Origin of the sequence: Abyssicoccus albus (assembly GCF_003815035.1) — a bacterium.
Lineage (GTDB): Bacteria > Bacillota > Bacilli > Staphylococcales > Abyssicoccaceae > Abyssicoccus > Abyssicoccus albus.
This window is the reverse complement of record NZ_RKRK01000002.1, coordinates 856,419-876,295: the sequence shown is the minus strand read 5'-3', so window position 1 is coordinate 876,295 and position 19,877 is coordinate 856,419. Positions and strand designations below refer to the sequence as shown.

Here is a 19,877-nt window from a genome sequence, read left to right as displayed (position 1 = left end):
AACTTTAGGTGGTACCACGTGCAAAACGTCCTATTTTTTAATAGGGCGTTATTTTTTTCGAAAAAAATTAATTGGAGTTGATGGATAATGAAAGAAATGGCAACGAAATATGATCCTCAAGCAGTAGAACACGGGCTTTATGATGAATGGGTAGAGAAAGATTACTTCAAAGCGGGTAAAGATCAATCTAAAACACCGTATAGTATCGTAATACCTCCACCGAATGTGACGGGGAAATTACATTTAGGTCATGCATGGGATACGACGTTACAAGATATGATTATCCGTATGAAGCGAATGCAAGGCTATGATGTATTGTATTTACCTGGTACAGATCATGCTGGGATTGCAACACAAGCTAAAGTTGAAGCGAAACTTCGTGAACAAGGGATTAGCCGTTATGACTTAGGTCGTGAGAAGTTTTTAGAACAGACATGGGCATGGAAAGAGGAATATGCAGGTTTCATCCGTAGTCAATGGCGTAAGCTTGGTCTTGGATTAGATTATTCAAGAGAGCGATTCACGTTAGATGAAGGGCTAAGTGAAGCGGTGCGAAAAGTGTTCGTCAAGATGTATGAAGAAGGATTAATTTATCGTGGTGAATATATTATTAACTGGGACCCTGCAACACGTACAGCATTAAGTGATATTGAAGTCATTCATAAAGATATTGAAGGTGCATTCTATCATTTCAAATATCCACTCACTGACGGTTCTGGATATTTAGAAATCGCTACGACGAGACCTGAGACGATGCTTGGAGATACTGCAGTTGTCGTTCATCCGAAAGACGAGCGTTACCAATATATGATTGGTAAAACCGTTACACTTCCACTGGTTGGTCGTGAACTGCCAATCTTAGCAGATGAGTATGTCGACATAGAAACTGGAACAGGTGCAATGAAGGTTACTCCAGCACACGATCCAAATGACTTTGAAATCGGGAATCGCCATGATTTAGAACGTATTTTAGTCATGAATGAAGACGGTACGATGAATGAAAACGCTGGTCAATATGAAGGGATGGATCGATTCGATTGTCGTAAACAACTCGTTGAAGATTTGAAGAAAGAAAACTTCGTCATTAAGATTGAACGTCATGAACATTCAGTAGGTCATTCTGAGCGAAGCGGCGCGGTTGTAGAGCCTTATTTATCAACGCAATGGTTCGTTAATATGGAGCCACTTGCAAAACAATCATTAGAATTCCAACAAACGGACGATGCGATTCAATTTTATCCAGGTCGGTTTAACGATACATTTACACGATGGATGACGGACATTCGTGATTGGTGTATCTCACGACAATTATGGTGGGGGCATAGAATTCCAGCGTGGTACCATAACGACACAGGTGAAGTATATGTAGGTATGGAACCACCTGAAGATATCGACAATTATACACAAGATGAAGACGTATTAGATACATGGTTCTCAAGTGCCTTATGGCCGTTTTCTACGATGGGATGGCCAGACGAGTCGTCAGCTGATTACGAGCGTTATTTCCCGACGAATACACTTGTGACTGGGTATGACATTATTTTCTTCTGGGTGAGTCGAATGATTTTCCAATCTCTTCAATTTACAGAAGAGAAGCCATTCGATGACGTATTATTACACGGATTAGTGCGTGCTGAAGATGGTCGTAAAATGAGTAAGTCTCTCGGTAACGGCGTCGATCCAATGGATGTGATTGATAAATATGGAGCAGATAGTTTGCGTTACTTCTTAGCAACGGGATCAACACCAGGTCAAGACTTACGTTATAGCGAAGAAAAAGTTGAATCCGTATGGAACTTTATCAATAAAATTTGGAATGCATCTAGATTTAGCATCATGAACATTGGTGATGAATTTACAATCGATGATGTGGATTTATCGAAAGAGAAAACTGTAGCCGATGAGTGGATTTTGACACGTCTTAATGAAACGATTGCAGATGTAACAAGATTATCTGATAAATATGAGTTCGGTGAAGTTGGACGCGTACTATATAACTTCATCTGGGATGATTTCTGTGATTGGTACATTGAAATGAGTAAAATTACGATGAATGGTGAAGATGAAGGTGCGAAGCAAATGACAAGAAGTGTACTGACGTATACGTTAGACAACATTTTACGCATGTTACACCCATTCATGCCATTTGTGACTGAACGTATTTGGCAGCAGATTCCTCACGATGGAGAGAGTATTGTGTTAGCAAGCTGGCCAACTGTTGATGAAACGTTAAATAATGAAACAAGCAAACAAGCGATGCAACATTTAGTTGAAGTCATTGTAGCGGTTCGTCAAATCCGTAGTGAAGTGAATACACCAATGTCTAAAGAAGTGCCAATGATCATTCAGACGAAATCAGATGAATTAAAAGTGTTGTTGCAAAATAACGAACATTACATTAAAAGATTTTGTAACCCGTCGACGCTTACGATCGATTCAAACGTAGAATTACCCGATGAAGTAATGAGTCAGGTGTTAACAGATAAAGAAGTACATCTACCACTAGAAGGGTTAATCAATATTGAAGAAGAAATCGCAAGATTGTCTAAAGAGTTAGATAAATATCAAAAAGAGTTAGACCGTGTGAATCAAAAATTAAATAATGAAAAATTCACATCTAAAGCACCAGCACACATTATCGAAGTAGAACGTAATAAACAGCAAGATTATCAAGCAAAATACGATGCCGTTCAACAAAGAATTGAAGCATTGAACAATCGATCATAACAGGAGAAGCGCTTATGAATTACTTAGATAGTCTATATTGGATTTTAGAACGTGAGAAACACGGCATCAAACCAGGCATTAAACGAATGCAGTGGATGCTCGATGCGATGGACAATCCACAAGATAATATTAAAGGAATACACGTTGTAGGGACGAATGGAAAAGGTTCAACGGTCACATTTTTGCGATTAGCACTCGTCCATAACGGGTATGAAGTCGGAACGTTCACGAGTCCACACATCGATACGTTCAATGAACGAATCAGTATCAATGGTGAACCGATTAGCGATGATGACATCGCATTCATCGCGACAAAAGTTCGTGAAGTCGTTGAACAATTAGAAACTCAAACGACACTCGGCGCACCAACTGAGTTTGAAGTCATCACGATGATGATGTTCTATTACTTCGGAGCCGTCCGCACAGTCGATTTCGTCGTTGTTGAAGCAGGACTCGGTGCATTGAATGATTCTACGAATGTATTCAAACCAATCCTCAGTATTTTGACGAGTATTAGTTTAGATCATACGAATATTCTCGGCGAGACAATGCTTGATATTGCGAAAGATAAAGGAGCCGTCGTCAAACTCGGTGTCCCATTTGTCTATCACGTTGATGATTTAGAGCTTGAAGGTTATATGAATAATGTCGTTGAGAAAAATCATACGAAAGGGATTAAGTTGAATCGTGATTTCGTCGTCGTGCACAATGAGAAAGAATTTAACTTTAGATGGAATGAATATGAATTCAATGACATCGAGCTTGAGATGAAAGGAACGCATCAACACAATAACGCATCACTCGCCATCGCAAGTTTAGTTGAATTGCACAAACGCGGAGTCGCGACGATTGATTTCAACAAAATGATTGATGGGATTGAAGAGGCGAAATGGCAAGGGCGAATTGAGACGATTCGTGAAGAGCCGTTAACGATCGTAGACGGTGCACATAATACAGAATCGATTCAAGCATTAATTGATACGATGGAGATGTACTACCCAGATCGAGAGATTACCATCTTGTTCAGCGCCATTGACGGTAAACCGATACGAACGATGATTGAGCAACTTGAGCCCATTGCGAAAGAATTCTTTGTCACAACGTTTGACTATCCAAAGGCATTACCAGCGGATTCGTTGTATGAAGAAGTTGACCATGATTATAAGGGAATTGTGAAAGACTATCAAGAATTTATAGAACACTTTGAAGGAGACCTTCTATTGGTGACAGGCAGTTTGTATTTTGTGAGCCAGGTGAAGGAAGGGATGAAGTAAGTAGAGTGTTTATTTGAAGACTACAGAAACCAGGGATGGTTTTTGTAGTTTTTTGTTTTGTAATCAGAGTAAATGAGGAATAATCTGAATACGAAATGAGTATTAGTCGAATTAGTAAGATAAAATTTAAATATTATTTAAAGCTTGAAATTAATTAATAGAAAACCTCAATCTCTATAATAACAGATTGAGGTTGATTATATATAAGAGCACATTAATATTTTTGACACTACTATAATACATCATACATATTTTCAAAATATAAGTCTACTTTTAATTTTATATTTCGATAAAATAAGTTATATCAATTAGAAAGGAATGTTGTTCATGGTACAGAATATATACGATAATGAAGCATTTTATTCAAAGTATACAGCATTAAGAAATAACGAGTTAAGTTATAATGAGATATTAGAAATGCCTATAATGCAGGAGTTGTTACCTGATATTAATAATAAATCTGTGTTAGATGCAGGGTGTGGTATGGGGAAATTTATTCAATACCTATTATCAAAAAATCCTAAAACTATTACAGGGATTGATATATCTAATAATATGATAGAATATGCTAAACAACATGTGGATGATGATAGGGTTACATTTGAAGTGGGTGATATCTTAACGTACCAAACGAATGAACCTTTTAAATGTATTGTATCGAGTTTGGCGTTTCATTATGTTGAAGATTATGTTGAACTGATAAAAAAGCTAAATGAGTTACTTGTTGAAGATGGAATATTGTTATTCTCAACAGAACATCCTATCCAAACGGCTACGAAGTCAAAAAATCCTTGGATTCATGACCAATCACCATATCAACATTACAAAATGGATCATTATTTTGAAGAATCGGCTCGTGAAACGGAATGGTTAGGTGAGAGTGTGATCCGATATCATCGAACAATCGGAACAATGATTAATACTTTAATTGAAAATGGATTTGTAATAGAGAAAGTTGTTGATCACGGGAATACAGAACTATCTATGGAAATGTGGGATGAGGAAACAAGATTAAAAGTTAATCAGAAACCTCCTTTTATTACGATCAGGGCGAGAAAAGGTAGAATATAAGATAAATTTTTAAAAAATGTTGGAGGATATTATGATATTTGTATTTGATGTAGATGGCACGATTTGTTTTGATGGTCAGACGATAGAAGATCCTATAAAAGAAGCAATCTTTAAATTAAAACAAGAAAATGATGTTGTTTTTGCTTCTGCAAGACCGATTAGAGATTTACTACCAGTTGTTAATGAATTTAATGGCTGTACACTGATTGGTGGTAATGGATCAATCGTTTCGAAAAATGATGAGATTGAAGTGATGGACTATATATCTGATCATGATTATTCATTTATAAAGAAGCTGATAAAAGATTACTCATTAAATTATATTATTGATGGGTCATTTGATTACTCAGCGAAAATCCCTAAAGATAATATGATTGCAAAACAATTAGACCCTGCTAATTTAGCTCATAATATTGGGATGGATGAAATTCGAAAGCCGATTAAAATTATTTTAATTGGTATAGCTGAAGAGTATTATGAAAAAATATCAAATTTAATAAAAGCAAGCGGTGATGGGTTAAGTATTAATTATCACGATGATGAGCGGAATATAGATATTACATCGACAGGTATTAATAAATATACGACATTTAAAAGGTTATTTGGAGAAACTGATTATACTGCATATGGTAATGATATCAATGACTATGAATTGCTTAAATATGCACAACAAGCACATTATGTTAGTGATTCGATCAAAGATATTGAGTTAGATGATGAGGTAGTGATTATGAAGGGTGTGGAGAGTGTTAGTGAATCAATTTTAGAGTATGTATAAGAATTTTTAATCGAGTAAGATGCAAAATTTAATTATCATGGAAGAAGATATGTAATTCAAAATTTGATTTTGACCTACAGTAGCCTTGGTAGGTTTCTGTAGTATTTTTAGGCTATAATCAAAATCAGGATAAATCACAAATACATTGAATTATTTGTATTTTTTTCTGCAGAAGAGAATTTTGTGAAGTACCCTAATAATGATGAGATTTACGGGATTAATATTGTATTTAAATCATCAGAATATGTTGGCACATTAAATCGCTCTAATGAGTCAAAGCAACTCGAATTTATTGATAAAGGGGAAATTCCTTGTCTTAAATTAAACCATTCACATTCCTTCTTTATCATTGATTGGCTTAATGGTCAGAGTGAGCTTCATGTAAATTAAAGAATAATTTTTAACATACTATTTCGACAATGGATATTTAATAGCACCTATTACAATAAATAACTATAATCCTGTGTGATGATATTTCCAAACTTTATTTTACTTATTAACTTCCTAATAAGAGAACATTGTTTATACAAGTTAGATTTGAAAAATCTTGTAGTTTATATTAATATCTATAATTTGCAATAAGGTTCAAATATATTTGATGAGTATAACTACTTCTTTATGTAATTAGAAACACCATTGACATCGAGTTTCACATACTATTGCAAATGATAAGTAGAATCTAACAACTGGAAATATATCCAAAATAAAATTTTTCATTTTCTATAGAAGTGTATTATTATATATATAGAATAAGTCGTAGGAGTACAACGACTTTCAAAAGAAACCCTTCTTGGTAGATTAAGTCGTAGAAGGTGGCGACTTTCAAAAGAAACCCTTTTTTCTTTTAAAATAATGTAAGGTTATAGATTTAAAAGATAGAAAATATAACCTCCAGGTTAAGAAGTATAATTGAACTTAATTATGAAACTCTAAAAAACAAAGATAAAAAGTCTATATTCTAAAGGGAGTTTTAACAGATGAATAAAAATAAGATAAAAAAATTAATTGATAAATTTAGTGATTTATCAACAGAGCAGATAAGAAATATTAATGAACAAACTTTAAGACAAGAATATTTAGATATTTTTTTAAAAGAATTAGGCTGGGATGTAACTAACTCTGATAATTTGCCCTATTCTGAACGATCTGTTATTATTGAAGAATTTGTAAGTGAGGCTGAGCGACCGGATTATTCATTAAGAAAATACGGACAATCAAAATTTTTTCTTGAAGCAAAAAGACCTAAAATAGATATCTTGACCCACCAAAATTCAATATTACAGGCTAAAAAGTATGCCTGGAACGCTAATCATAAAATAGTAGTATTGAGTAATTTTGAAAATCTTGTAATTTACCAAACATTCATGATGCCGGATGAAAATGAAGATAATTTAAATCGCAAATTTCGATACAAACATTATCATTATAAAGATTATGTAACTAAGTTTGATGAAATCTATAAATTATTATCAAGGGAATCTGTCGAAACTGGATATTTTGATGAATGGACAGATAAAATAACTCCGGATTCAGCCACTAAAGATAATCTTGATAATGTTTTTTTGGAAAAAATAAATAATTGGCGATTATTATTAGCAAACGATTTATATGAATCTAAAGAAAAGCAATATGAAAATAAAGAAATTTTAAACATCGCTGTTCAAAAATTGTTGAATCAAATTGTATTTTTGAGATTTGCAGAGGATAATCAATTAGAAGAATCCCAAATTTTATATCGACTATTAAATGAAGAAATCAAGACAAAAAACTTTTTGAAACACTTGGATAGAAAATATAATGCTGAAATATTTAATGACAAGACAATACAATTCATAAAAACATCGACATTAGATGATATTGTACAAGAACTTTATTATCCACAAAGTTCTTTCGATTTTTCAATAATTCCATTAGAGATTTTAAGTAAAATGTATGAGATGTATTTACAGACAGAAATAGAAGTTATCAATGGAAACGTTACATTAGAACCTACAAAAGATATAAAAATTAAATCCGTAGTTTCAACACCTGAGGAGATTGTGAAATATATGGTTAAAGAATCTCTAGCGGATAAATTGAAAAATAAAAATTTAAATGAAATTTTTAATATGAAAATATTAGATATAGCTACGGGATCAGGAACATTTTTGATTGAAGCTTATAATATAATTGAAAGTTATTTGATAGATTATTATTCCAGGACATTAAAAAGGCCAGCATCGCCCTTGATTGTTCCTTATCAGAGTAAACTAAGAATTATTAAAGAAATGTTATACGGACTCGATATAAATATATTGGCTACACAATTAACTAGGTTCTCGTTACTATTAAGGGTTTTAAGGCATGAAAGTCGCCAAAAACATGAACCTTATCCAATATTACCTAATCTAAAGTCGAATATATTACACGGAAATTCTTTAGTATCTCTTAATGATTTAGATATTAGCGAATTAAGTGTTGAAAAAATTAAAGATATTGCACCTAAATATGAAGAATTACCTGAATCATTTGATGTTATTCTTGGTAACCCTCCTTATTTAAAGACGGAACACATAAAAAATGCAACTACTAAAGAAGAAATTCAGGTATATAAAAATAAATACATAAGCTATTATAGACAGTACGATAAATACTTTTTATTTATAGAAAAAGCTTTGAATTATTTAATGAAAAGTAATATGGAAACTACCACAACGTTAATTGTACCAAATAAGTTTATAAATTCTAATTCAGGATTGAAGCTCAGAGAATATATACAAAAAAATAAAGCACTTAAAAAAATAATTAATTTTAAATATACTCAGTTATTCGAAAATGTAACCATTTATGTATGTATATTAACATTAGAGATAGGTAAGGATGCATTTCAATATATGGAGGTAAAAGAGTTAGAAGACATACACTTGAAAACCCCGACTATCTATGAAACAAAACTATTAACAAAAGAAGGCTGGTTTTTAGTCGATGATATAAATAAAAGAGATTTGTATGAGTTTGCTATTAGAAATTTTCCTAAAATTACAGACGAAATAATAGTTAGTAATGGTATTCAAACGAGTAAGAATGCTGTGTATATTATAGATGAAAGTGAGATTGTTAGTGAAGATGACACAACCATTTGTTTTAAGAAAAATAATAGAGAGTACGAAATAGAAAAAGGCATACTAAACAAGTATTATAAAAAAACTTCTAATCAAAGCATTGGTAAGTCATATCAAAAACTAGAGTCAAAATCATATGTGATCTTTCCGTATGATAAAGGGATTACTTATAATATTGATTTTATGCAAAATCAATTTCCATTAGCTTGGAAATATTTAAATGATCACAAAAAGGAATTATCATCAAGAAAAATGAGCGGTGGAGAACCAAGCCATTGGTATCGATTCGGACGGAGTCAACACTTGAAAGAATTAAATCAGGATAAGTTAATTGTAGGTGTTATGTCAAAAGAGCCGAATTTTAATATTGATCGTCAAAATTATTTAATCTCATCAGGTGGAACTGCCGGATATATAGCTATCATGCCAAAGGAAAATTCGCTATATTCAATTGAATACTTACAGGCATGGTTTAGTCACTCTTTTACGGACATGATTTTTAAAGTTATTGGTAGCAATTTTGAAGGCGAATATTATACTCATGGTACTTATTTGTATGATGCAATACCTTTGCTACCTATTAATTTTGAAAGTAGTGAAGAAAAAAGATATTATCATTTAATTAACAGGTATGTTAGAGATATTGAAAAAATCAATCATTTGATTGAAGGTGAAGTAGTTGAAAGTAATATAGTTATTTTTAATAAAAAGAAAAGTGTATTAATAAATAAAATAAACAAAATTATTGATGCATTATTAGAAAAGAAAGTAGTTGAAAGTAAATAAAATGAAAATAAATCAATCTGCTGATAAATTACGTGGTGGTTATTATACTCCTCCAGAAATAACAAAATTTATATACAATTATATTAAAGAGGATAGTATGGAAAACTTTACTGTCTTAGAGCCAAGTATAGGTGATGGTGCCTTTATAAATGATTTTAAAGAGGGCGAATTAGCATTTAATATGGTTGGGATAGAATTAATAAAAGAAGAAGCTAATAAAGCTAGACAGTTAATTTTAGAAGATGATAGATTTAACGTCATAAACATAGACTTTTACGAGTACTATAAAAAGAATAAAGAGAAAAAATATAATTATGTAGTAGGAAATCCACCATATATACGCTATCAATATCTTTCTCAGGAACAAAGAGATTATCAAAGTGAAATATTAACTAATAATGGTATGAAACCAAATAAACTTATTAATGCATGGGTTGCTTTTACTGTTGCTTCCATAGAAATGTTAGAAGAAGATGGAGTTATGCTATTTGTATTACCAACAGATTTATTACAAGTTAATTATGCAAAGGAATTGCGGAAATTATTTAACGATAGATTATCTGAATTAACAATAATAAACTTTGAGAAAACTGTTTTCAATAATATTCAACAAGATGTGCTTTTAATCGTAGGAAAGAAAAAGATTAAGAAGGAGGAACAAAAACATAAATTAAAAATCGTTAATTTAACAGATATATCTAAATTAAAAATGCTTAATATACGTGAGAAACCATTTGTATTAGATGAGCTAAAAAATTATTACTATGAAACAGATAAATGGTCATCTGTTTTTATTGATAATAACCACAAAACTTTTTATCTGAATCTCAGAAAAGATAATTTAGTATCTTATTTTAATGATTACATCAAAGGTGAAGTTGGGATAACGACAGGTAATAATAAGGTTTTTGCTATTAATGATACAATATTGAAAAAATATGAATTAGAAGAGTACGCAATACCTTTATTAGGAAGAAGTGTAGAAGTAAAGGGTATCACCTATGACTCGATAGACTTTGAAGAGAATAAAAAAGCAAACAAAAATGTATGGCTTTTAGACTTTAATAATAAAGAATTAAAAGGGAAGGCAATTAATTATATTGAAGAAATGGTAAAGGCCAAGGAACATATAGGGTATAAATTAAGTTTAAGGGATAGATGGTATGAGGTCCCATCTATATGGAATCCTGATGCATTTCTATTAAGAAGAATAGGTGAAGGCCCAAAAATTATTCTAAATGATTTAGATGCGACAAGTACTGATACGTTTCATCGTTTAAAAATAAAAAAAGGTGTCAATTCAAAGTTAGTTATTTTTGCATTGTATTCTAGCTTAGCATTAATGACATTTGAATTAGAAGGGCGTATTTTTGGCGGTGGTGCATTAGAAATCCTTCCAGGAGATTTAAAAAATATATTTCTTCCAAAAATAGACTTTTACTCATTTAATAAATATGAAACAACCTTGTTCGATGAGCTAGACAATAAGTTACGTTCAAATGAAAGTTTGGAGTCAATAGTTTTATGGGTAAATCAAAACTTAATAAAACACTTTAATGTTGATGAGGATATTTTGCATATTAGCAATGATATATGGAAGTCACTAAAAGATAAACGAACCAAGAAATAATGTCACAGGCAAGATGGCAGAGCGAGGAAAATAAGCTTTTGAATTATTGGATTGCTATTGAGAGTTTAGCCAACATTTCAAAAAAAGATGCTGAATCTAAATTTCACTTCATTATTGGAGATGGTGTGTATTATAGTTTAAAGGAACATGGTCATTTTTAAATTTAATTATATCAACTATATTGACTTTTCAAAAAATTATAGTATTCTTAAATTAAATATTAGAAAGGAGGAGATTAGAATGGTTGTTAGATTTCAAAGATTGTGCAACTGCTTAAATTTTCATACTTCAATCTCCTCACAATATTCTATTTAACTTAAGGCATAATTATGCACGCCTTTATAATAGAATCATTGATTCATAGAGGAGTGTATCCTCATATTCAATGAATGGAAGAGACTCATTTTATATGATGAGTCTCTTTTTTTATTGTGAGTGAGACGGCTATAAAGAGAATGAAAGAGGGGTGGCTTTTATGCTGTCGATTTTTAAGAAGTTAGAGTGGTTCTTTAAACAATATTGGAAGCGGTATTTAATCGCGATTACTATGTTGTTGATCGTAAATGTTTTAGAAATTATACCACCGAGATTGATTGGGTATACGATTGACTTGATCGATGCGAGTTCGTTAACGAATGAACGTTTGTTTCAGATTATCGGATTATTTGCTTTGATTATTATCATTACATATGTCATGAGCTTTGGATGGCGTTATAACTTATTCGGTGGTTCACAAATTTTAGAGAGTTTGTTAAGGCGGAAGTTGATGGCGAAGTTTCTGAAGATGAGTCCGTCGTTTTATGAACGTAATCGGACGGGGGATTTAATGGCGCGTGCGACGAACGATTTAAGAGCGATTCGCATGACGGCTGGGTTCGGTGTGTTAACACTTGTTGATTCAGTGACATACTTAGGTATTATCGTAATGGCGATGGCGTTTACGATTTCATGGAAATTAACGTTATTTGCGTTATTGCCATTGCCATTGCTTGCATATCTCGGACAAATTCTAGGTAAAAAAATTCACGCGAAATATATGATCAGTCAGAAATCATTTGGAGATATGAATGATTCGGTGCTTGAATTGATTGAAGGCGTTCGTGTGACTCGTGCATTCGTTCAAGAAGAGCGTGTCAATGATCGGTTTGAGTCGATGACAAATGACGTCGTCAATAAATTTATGGCGGTTGAAAAACTTGATGCATGGTTTAAACCGATGACGATAATTATTATGGCGATTAGCTTTATTATTTCGTTAGGGTACGGTGCGGTATTGGTGAACAGTGGTGAGATGACGATTGGAGAAATTGTTACGTTCAACGTTTATTTGAACATGTTAATTTGGCCGATGTTTGCGATTGGAATGTTATTCAATGTGATGCAACGTGGTAATGCGAGTTTGGATCGTGTTGAAGAGACATTGAACGCCGAAGAAGTCATTGATGATCCGTTAGAACAACTCGTACCTGATGATACGAATGTTGAGTTCAATGCTGTGACGTTCAAGTATCCATCCAGTGATCGAAATAACTTAGAAGATATATCGATTCGTTTACATCGTGGTGAAACTTTAGGAATTGTCGGGAAAACCGGTTCGGGTAAAACGACATTGATTAAGCAAATCTTAAAAGAGTATCCAACAGGTGAAGGAATTATTCAAATTGGTGGGTATCAATTGGATCAATTGACAAAAATTGAACTCCGCAATTTAATCGGTTACGTTCCACAAGAACATATCTTGTTTTCTAGAACGATTAAAGAGAATATTTTATTCGGTAAAGAGGATGCTACAGATGAAGAAATTGACGAAGCCATTCGACTAGCACACTTTACTCAAGATATCGAAAACTTACCAAATGGATTAGAGACATTAGTCGGTGAGAAAGGGATTGCAATTTCTGGAGGACAGAAACAGCGTATATCGATTGCACGTGCAATGATCAAAAACCCAGAAATTCTCATACTCGATGATTCATTATCTGCAGTCGATGCAAAGACAGAGCATGCGATTATTCGAAATATCCAGACAGAAAGACAAGGTAAAACAACGATTATTTCAGCGCATCGTCTCAGTGCGGTGCGTCATGCAGATATTATCGTTGTGTTAGAAGAAGGCCGTATTATTCAGAAAGGAACACACGCTGAGCTGAGTCAATTGAAAGGTTGGTATTATGATCAATTGCAACTTCAAGATTTAAACGGAGGTGAAATGTCATGAAACATTTTCGCCGGTTAATGCATTATATGACACAGTATAAGACGTATTTTATCGTCGGAATTATCTTATTAATTTTCGCCGTGATTACAGAGTTGACTGGACCACTCGTTGCAATGCATATCATTGATGAACATATTAAGAACAGTGATGGATCCATACAATTGGATGCAGTGTTTAAATTATTGCTTCTTTATTTAACGATTATGGTTGTCTTTGCAGTGCTCAGTTATTTCCAAATGATTTTTATTCAACTGGCAGGTTCTAATGCAATTAAAAGTATGCGAATCGATTTGTTTAAGCATGTTCAAAAGCTTCCGATACAGTATTTTGATAATTTACCTGCAGGAAAAGTCGTTGCGAGGATAACAAATGATACACAGACGATTTTAGAGCTATTTACCATCGTCATTCCAGCATTTATCTCCGGAGCATTTACGGTTACCGGGATTACGGTTGCAATCTTCTTCCTGTCACCGAAAGCAGGCGTCATGGTATTAATTATTGTGCCAATGGTTGTTATCTGGATGTATTTGTATCGTAAGATCACGAATCAATACAATCACGAAGTACGTGAGAAAAACAGTGAGATGAACGCCATGTTAAACGAATCGATTAATGGTATGACGATTATCCAAGCGTTCAACCAAGAACAAAAGATCCAACAAGAATACGATGCAATGAACGCATCTTACTTAAAAAATTATACGAAAATCATTCGCATGGATAGCATGAGTGGACATACGTTAATGGATAGTGTTCGCTCAATTATATTCGCAATATTGATTTATATTTTCGGAATTAACTTTTTGAGTGAGACGAATGCATTTACGGTCGGAATGATGTATGTATTAGTTGATTACGTCACACGGTTGTTCAACCCGCTATTCGACATTATTAACCAGTTTCAAGTGATGCAGCAAGCAGCGGTGTCGAGTGAACGTGTATTTGAAATGATGGATAGTGAAGAAGAAGTTGAACGTCCTCATAAATCATTAGCATTATCAGGTTATGTTCATATTAAAGATGTTTCATTTAGCTACAAACCTGATGAATATGTTTTACGTGACATTAATATTGAAGCGATGCCAGGAGAAACAGTTGCGCTTGTTGGTCATACTGGTTCTGGGAAAAGTTCAATTATGAATTTATTGTTTAGATTTTATGACGTGACAGACGGTGAAATTTATTATGACGATTATGAATCAAGAGATGTCAGTAAGCAGTCAATACGTCAACATATGGCGATCGTATTACAAGATCCATATCTATATAGTGGTACGATTTTATCAAATATTACATTAGATGACCCAACAATTTCGGAACAAGATGCACTTCAAGCAATATATGAAGTCGGTGGAAGACAATTTATCGAGCAGTTAACGGATGGTATTCATACCGAAGTGACAGAACGAGGTGCAACCTTTAGTAGTGGTGAGCGTCAATTGATTTCATTTGCAAGAGCACTTGCCTTTAACCCTAAGATTCTAATTTTGGATGAAGCCACGAGCCACGTTGATTCTGAGACTGAACAAATGATACAACAGGCGATGAGTGTCCTGAGTAAGGGACGTACGACATTTATGATTGCCCATCGATTGTCGACGATTCAACATGCTGATGAAATTATTGTCTTAAATAAAGGTCAAATCGTTGAACGTGGAAAACATCAGGAATTAATGAATCTTGATGGTTATTATAAAGAAATGTATGAGTTACAAGGTCAACGTAACGAATAAATTTGCTTACGCTTTGTATAAGTTATGATAAACTAATATTTGAGTTTAGTGGTAGATGAGGTGTAAGTGTGAAAAACAAATTTGAGAAAAATTCATTAGTTTTTATTTTATTTGCAGTCATTATATTAATCATAATGATTAGTTTAACGGTAGCGAATCGAGATGAAGCGACATTGCCTGAACAATTTTTAGGGGATACAGCAGCACTTGGTCAACGTGTAGTCAATTACCCAGCTGAAAAAATATCAGGGGTTGTCGATCATTTATCGGATGCTTTTACAGCGTTAGAGGAAAACAAAAAGTTAAAAGAAATGGTTGCGGGTTATCCGCAAGTTCAAAGTGATTTGCATCGACTTAAAAAAGAAAATAGTGCATTAAAAAAACAGCTTAAAACGGAATCGATTGATGAGTATGAACCATTAAGTGCAACCGTCATCGCCAGAAATCCTGATCAATGGATGAACTCGTTTGTCATCAATAAAGGGGAAACAAGTGGGGTAGACGAAGGGATGGCCATTATATCGACAGGTGGTCTTATTGGTAAGGTCACTAAAGTGAATAAGTATTCATCGACTGTGGAAATGATTACATCGACGTTGAATGATAGTAAACTGAGTGTCATCGCTCAAGAAAAAGGTCAAGATGTATTTGGTCTTGTGCAGTCATACGATGATAAAAACAATCATATTGTCGTTGAAGATATGGATAACAATACAAAGCTGAAAAAAGGCACTAAAGTCGTTACGTCTGGCCTTGGTGGTCAATTTCCGAAAGGTCTCTTAATTGGGGAAATTACAAAAATTGAAAATGACCAATTTGGCTTGAGTCAAATCGCCTATGTGAAGCCAAGTGTAAATTTAGATGATATTAGCTATGTATACGTTGCAATGCGAAACGATAAGACGCTTGAACAGGGAAGTGATGAGTAATGCAGTATATACTACTCATTCTGATCGCGATTTGTTGTTTCTATTTTGATAGCTTATTGAGTCTTTACAATCCATTTCATATAGGCGGTATGGACATTTATATCGTTCCACACTTACTCTTTATGTATGTTTTAGTTGTAGCGATTTATAAAGATAGCAAAACTGCTTATATTATTGCTTTTCTAGCAGGGATATTTAATGATTTATACTATTCAACGGTGTACGGAATTTATACCTTTATTTTTGTATTTACGGTATTTATTATGACATTTATGTTTAGAATGTTTTATCGACATATTAAGACGATGCTCATCATCATATTATTTTTAACTTTCATACTTGATGTCTATACTTACAGCATGTTTAGACTTGTCGATTTACATCATACATCGTTGATGACATTTCTATGGTTCAAAGCAATTCCTTCATTAATATTGAATGCACTATTATTAGTTATATTATTCCCGTGGATTATTAAATTACTTAATGTAGTAAAACGGATTTCATTTAATAAAGAGCATTGACACGTGCATTGTCAATGTGGTATTCTATTGAAGTTGAATGCAAATGAAAGCATCAACCGCTCGTGAATGGTTATAAGTGAGCAATCCACCATTGCATGGCGAGTCTTATATTATGAGGAGGTGCAACTATGTTTGCAATTATTGAAACAGGCGGAAAGCAAGTTAAAGTTGAAGAAGGTCAAACGATTTTCATCGAGAAATTAGATGCTGAAGTTGGAGAAACGTACACATTTGATCGTGTATTATTCGTTGGTGGTGAAACGACTAAAGTCGGTGCGCCATTAGTCGATGGAGCAACTGTTACTGCTAAAGTAGATGAGAATGGCCGCGGTAAGAAGATTACTGTGATCAAATTCAAAGCTAAGAAAAACTACAAGCGTAAACAAGGTCATCGTCAACCATTCACTAAAGTGACGATTGAAAAGATTAACGCATAGTTATGATTAATGTAATGATTCATATGAATGATGATGCTGAAGTCACACAGCTGACAATGGATGGTCATGCAGATTATGATGAATACGGTAAAGACTTAGTATGTGCCGGAGCCTCAGCAGTAGTCATTGGTGGCATTAATGCCATCATGAAATTGTCTGATGATACACCGACACTTGATATGGATGAAGAACGAGGATTTATCGATATAAAGCCATTCGACATTCATGATGATAAGTCACAACTGATTTTACAGACAATCATTGTATCACTTGTTACAATACAAGAATCCTATGGCGAGTTCATAAACATACAATATAAGTGAGGTGGATATCATGCTAAAATTAAACTTACAGTTTTTTGCGAGTAAGAAAGGTGTAGGTTCAACGAAAAACGGACGTGACTCAATTTCTAAACGTTTAGGTGCTAAGCGTGCAGATGGTCAATTCGTTACGGGTGGATCAATTTTATACCGCCAACGTGGAACGAAAGTTTATCCAGGTGAAAACGTTGGACGTGGAGGAGACGACACTTTATTTGCGAAAGTAGATGGTGTTGTTAAATTCGAACGTATGGGTAAAGATAAGAAACGTGTATCAGTGTACGCTGAAGCGAAGTAATATCTATACATTAAACTACACTTCATTCGAAGTGTAGTTTTTTATTTGGATAAAGAGTTTGATATAATAATTGTAATTATGAAATTATGAAATACATAAATGTAAGGAGGGGGAAACGATGTTTATAGATCACGTTAAAATTTACGTCAAAGCAGGCGACGGTGGTAACGGTATCGTTGCATATCGAAGAGAGAAATACGTTCCAATGGGCGGTCCAAGTGGAGGCGACGGTGGTAAAGGCAGTGACATTGTCTTCGAAGTCGATGAAGGACTGAGAACGTTAATGGACTTTAGGTTCCAAAAACATTTCAAAGGAGATAAAGGAACCAATGGAATGAGTCAAAATATGCATGGAAAAAATGCAGAAGATACTGTATTAAAAGTTCCACCAGGCACAATTATTAAAAATGCTGAAACGGATGAAGTGTTAGCTGACTTAACTGAACATACAGAACGTGCAGTTGTTGCCAAAGGCGGCCGTGGAGGTCGAGGGAACTCTAGATTTGCATCGCCTTCAAATCCAGCACCTGACTATGCTGAAAATGGTGAACCAGGACAAGAGTTTGATATCGTTTTAGAGCTAAAGTTAATGGCAGATGTTGGTTTAGTAGGATATCCAAGTGTTGGGAAATCAACGTTACTATCGATGGTGAGTGGTGCCAAACCGAAGACAGGTTCGTATCACTTTACAACGATTAAGCCAAATTTAGGTGTTGTCAATACGCCTGACAATAGAAGTTTTGTGATGGCTGACTTACCAGGGTTGATTGACGGTGCAGCTGAAGGCGTTGGATTAGGTCACCAATTTTTAAGACACGTTGAACGGACAAAGTTAATCGTTCATATGATTGATATGTCTAGTACAGATGGTCGTAATCCATATGATGATTATGTCCAAATTAATAAAGAACTGAAGGCATACAACGAACAATTAGCAAAACGTCCTCAAATCATCGTCGCTAATAAAATGGATTTACCTGATGGAGAAGCGGGACTTGAGTTATTCAATGAACAATTAGATGAACCACTTGAAATTATTCAAATTAGTTCTATCACAGGAGAAGGCATTCCTGAATTATTGTATAAAATTGCGGATAAACTAGAAGAAGTAGAGCAACAAATGAATGAATCAAATATTACGATTGATGAACGTGAACATCGTGTTGTCTATCGACATGAGAAGTCAGATGAAGCATTTACAATCAGTCGTGCAGATGATGGTGCTTATGTTGTGTCGGGTGAAGCGATTGAAAGGTTATTTAAGATGACTGACTTTAATCGCGAAGCAGCAATCAGACGATTTGCACGTCAAATGCGTGGTATGGGGATTGACGATGCACTACGTAAAAAAGGCGCAAAGAATGGAGATACGGTGCGTATTTTAGAAGCAGACTTTGAATTTATAGAATAATGAAGGGTTGATTAGATGATTGCTAGACTCATTGGAAAATGTGTATCAATAAACCAAAACATACTCGAAATCAATGTAGGTGGTGTCGTATATAGTGTACACACACCAAATGCATATGTATTTAATCAATATTTAAATCATGAGTTAGAACTGTTTACTGAACAAATTGTCAGAGAAGATAGTATGACACTTTATGGGTTCAAATCATTAGATGAAAAACAAATGTTTAAAGAATTAATTAAAGTGACTGGCATTGGTCCGAAAAGTGCATTAGCCATTCTTGCATCAAGTACACCAAGTGGTGTTGTTCGTGCGATTGAACAAGAAGAGGAAGGTTACTTAATTAAGTTTCCTGGCATTGGTAAAAAAACAGCTAGACAAATAATTCTAGATTTAAAAGGTAAATTGTCTCATTTTGATCATGACACATCTCATCACGAGCAATCGACTCATGACGTACCACAACATGATGCATCACAAGAGGCGATGTTTGAAGAAGCGATGCTAGCGCTTGAAAGCTTAGGTTATTCGAAACGTGAGCAACAAAAGGTACAAAAGGCTTTGAAAGGTAAATCGTTTGATACGGTGGATGAGGTTGTGAAAGCGTCATTTCAAATATTAATTTCATAGGATGTGT

17 protein-coding genes and 2 other annotated features (1 of these 19 only partly in view) are annotated in these 19,877 nt (G+C 33.9%); all 17 genes read left to right on the top strand.

Going from position 1 to position 19,877, the window contains the following annotated elements; all coding sequences use genetic code 11:
• Window positions 1-36: a binding site (T-box leader), on the top strand (it extends 168 nt beyond the left edge of the window).
• 51 nt (window positions 37-87) lie between these two features.
• Entirely contained in the window at window positions 88-2,727 is a 2,640-nt protein-coding gene (locus tag EDD62_RS04240) for a valine--tRNA ligase (RefSeq protein ID WP_123807652.1), read from the top strand.
• 14 nt (window positions 2,728-2,741) lie between these two features.
• On the top strand, window positions 2,742-4,001 hold the full coding sequence (locus EDD62_RS04235) for a bifunctional folylpolyglutamate synthase/dihydrofolate synthase (protein WP_123807651.1): 1,260 nt from the start codon (window positions 2,742-2,744) through the stop codon (window positions 3,999-4,001).
• Window positions 4,002-4,328: 327 nt separating this feature from the next.
• Window positions 4,329-5,072 carry a class I SAM-dependent methyltransferase gene (locus EDD62_RS04230; protein WP_170152774.1) on the top strand — a complete coding sequence of 248 codons (744 nt, stop codon included), beginning with the start codon at window positions 4,329-4,331 and terminating at the stop codon, window positions 5,070-5,072.
• 31 nt (window positions 5,073-5,103) lie between these two features.
• On the top strand, window positions 5,104-5,850 hold the full coding sequence (locus tag EDD62_RS04225) for an HAD-IIB family hydrolase (protein WP_170152773.1): 747 nt from the start codon (window positions 5,104-5,106) through the stop codon (window positions 5,848-5,850).
• Window positions 5,851-6,033: 183 nt separating this feature from the next.
• Window positions 6,034-6,240 (top strand): NUDIX hydrolase, encoded by a 207-nt coding sequence (locus tag EDD62_RS04220; RefSeq protein WP_123807648.1) that lies wholly within the window; start codon window positions 6,034-6,036, stop codon window positions 6,238-6,240.
• A 587-nt stretch (window positions 6,241-6,827) separates the two neighbouring features.
• Complete coding sequence (locus EDD62_RS04215) at window positions 6,828-9,737, top strand: Eco57I restriction-modification methylase domain-containing protein (RefSeq protein WP_123807647.1); 2,910 nt, start codon at window positions 6,828-6,830, stop codon at window positions 9,735-9,737.
• Between the two features lies 1 nt (window position 9,738).
• Complete coding sequence (locus tag EDD62_RS04210) at window positions 9,739-11,367, top strand: N-6 DNA methylase (RefSeq protein ID WP_123807646.1); 1,629 nt, start codon at window positions 9,739-9,741, stop codon at window positions 11,365-11,367.
• Window positions 11,368-11,405: 38 nt separating this feature from the next.
• On the top strand, window positions 11,406-11,528 hold the full coding sequence (locus EDD62_RS09370) for a hypothetical protein (RefSeq protein WP_282957912.1): 123 nt from the start codon (window positions 11,406-11,408) through the stop codon (window positions 11,526-11,528).
• A 314-nt stretch (window positions 11,529-11,842) separates the two neighbouring features.
• Entirely contained in the window at window positions 11,843-13,585 is a 1,743-nt protein-coding gene (locus EDD62_RS04205) for an ABC transporter ATP-binding protein (protein WP_123807645.1), read from the top strand.
• Entirely contained in the window at window positions 13,582-15,321 is a 1,740-nt protein-coding gene (locus EDD62_RS04200; protein ID WP_123807644.1) for an ABC transporter ATP-binding protein, read from the top strand. Before EDD62_RS04205 ends, EDD62_RS04200 begins: the two co-directional genes overlap by 4 nt.
• A gap of 68 nt (window positions 15,322-15,389) precedes the next feature.
• A complete protein-coding gene (gene mreC / locus EDD62_RS04195) occupies window positions 15,390-16,250 on the top strand; it encodes a rod shape-determining protein MreC (RefSeq protein ID WP_123807643.1) in 861 nt (286 codons plus the stop codon).
• The gene (gene mreD / locus EDD62_RS04190; RefSeq protein WP_123807642.1) at window positions 16,250-16,774 is read left to right on the top strand and encodes a rod shape-determining protein MreD; all 525 of its coding nucleotides are present in this window, start codon (window positions 16,250-16,252) and stop codon (window positions 16,772-16,774) included. The genes mreC and mreD overlap by 1 nt, the downstream gene beginning before the upstream one ends.
• Window positions 16,775-16,818: 44 nt before the next feature.
• Window positions 16,819-16,890 (top strand) — a sequence feature (ribosomal protein L21 leader region).
• 12 nt (window positions 16,891-16,902) lie between these two features.
• Window positions 16,903-17,211 (top strand): 50S ribosomal protein L21, encoded by a 309-nt coding sequence (rplU, locus tag EDD62_RS04185; RefSeq protein WP_077140073.1) that lies wholly within the window; start codon window positions 16,903-16,905, stop codon window positions 17,209-17,211.
• Window positions 17,212-17,213: 2 nt separating this feature from the next.
• Window positions 17,214-17,534, top strand: a complete 321-nt coding sequence (locus tag EDD62_RS04180) for a ribosomal-processing cysteine protease Prp (RefSeq protein WP_077140074.1) — start codon at window positions 17,214-17,216, stop codon at window positions 17,532-17,534.
• Window positions 17,535-17,544: 10 nt separating this feature from the next.
• On the top strand, window positions 17,545-17,829 hold the full coding sequence (rpmA, locus tag EDD62_RS04175) for a 50S ribosomal protein L27 (protein WP_077140075.1): 285 nt from the start codon (window positions 17,545-17,547) through the stop codon (window positions 17,827-17,829).
• 118 nt (window positions 17,830-17,947) lie between these two features.
• Window positions 17,948-19,240 (top strand): GTPase ObgE, encoded by a 1,293-nt coding sequence (obgE, locus tag EDD62_RS04170; RefSeq protein WP_123807641.1) that lies wholly within the window; start codon window positions 17,948-17,950, stop codon window positions 19,238-19,240.
• 15 nt (window positions 19,241-19,255) lie between these two features.
• The gene (ruvA, locus tag EDD62_RS04165) at window positions 19,256-19,870 is read left to right on the top strand and encodes a Holliday junction branch migration protein RuvA (protein ID WP_123807640.1); all 615 of its coding nucleotides are present in this window, start codon (window positions 19,256-19,258) and stop codon (window positions 19,868-19,870) included.
• Window positions 19,871-19,877 lie beyond the last annotated feature (7 nt).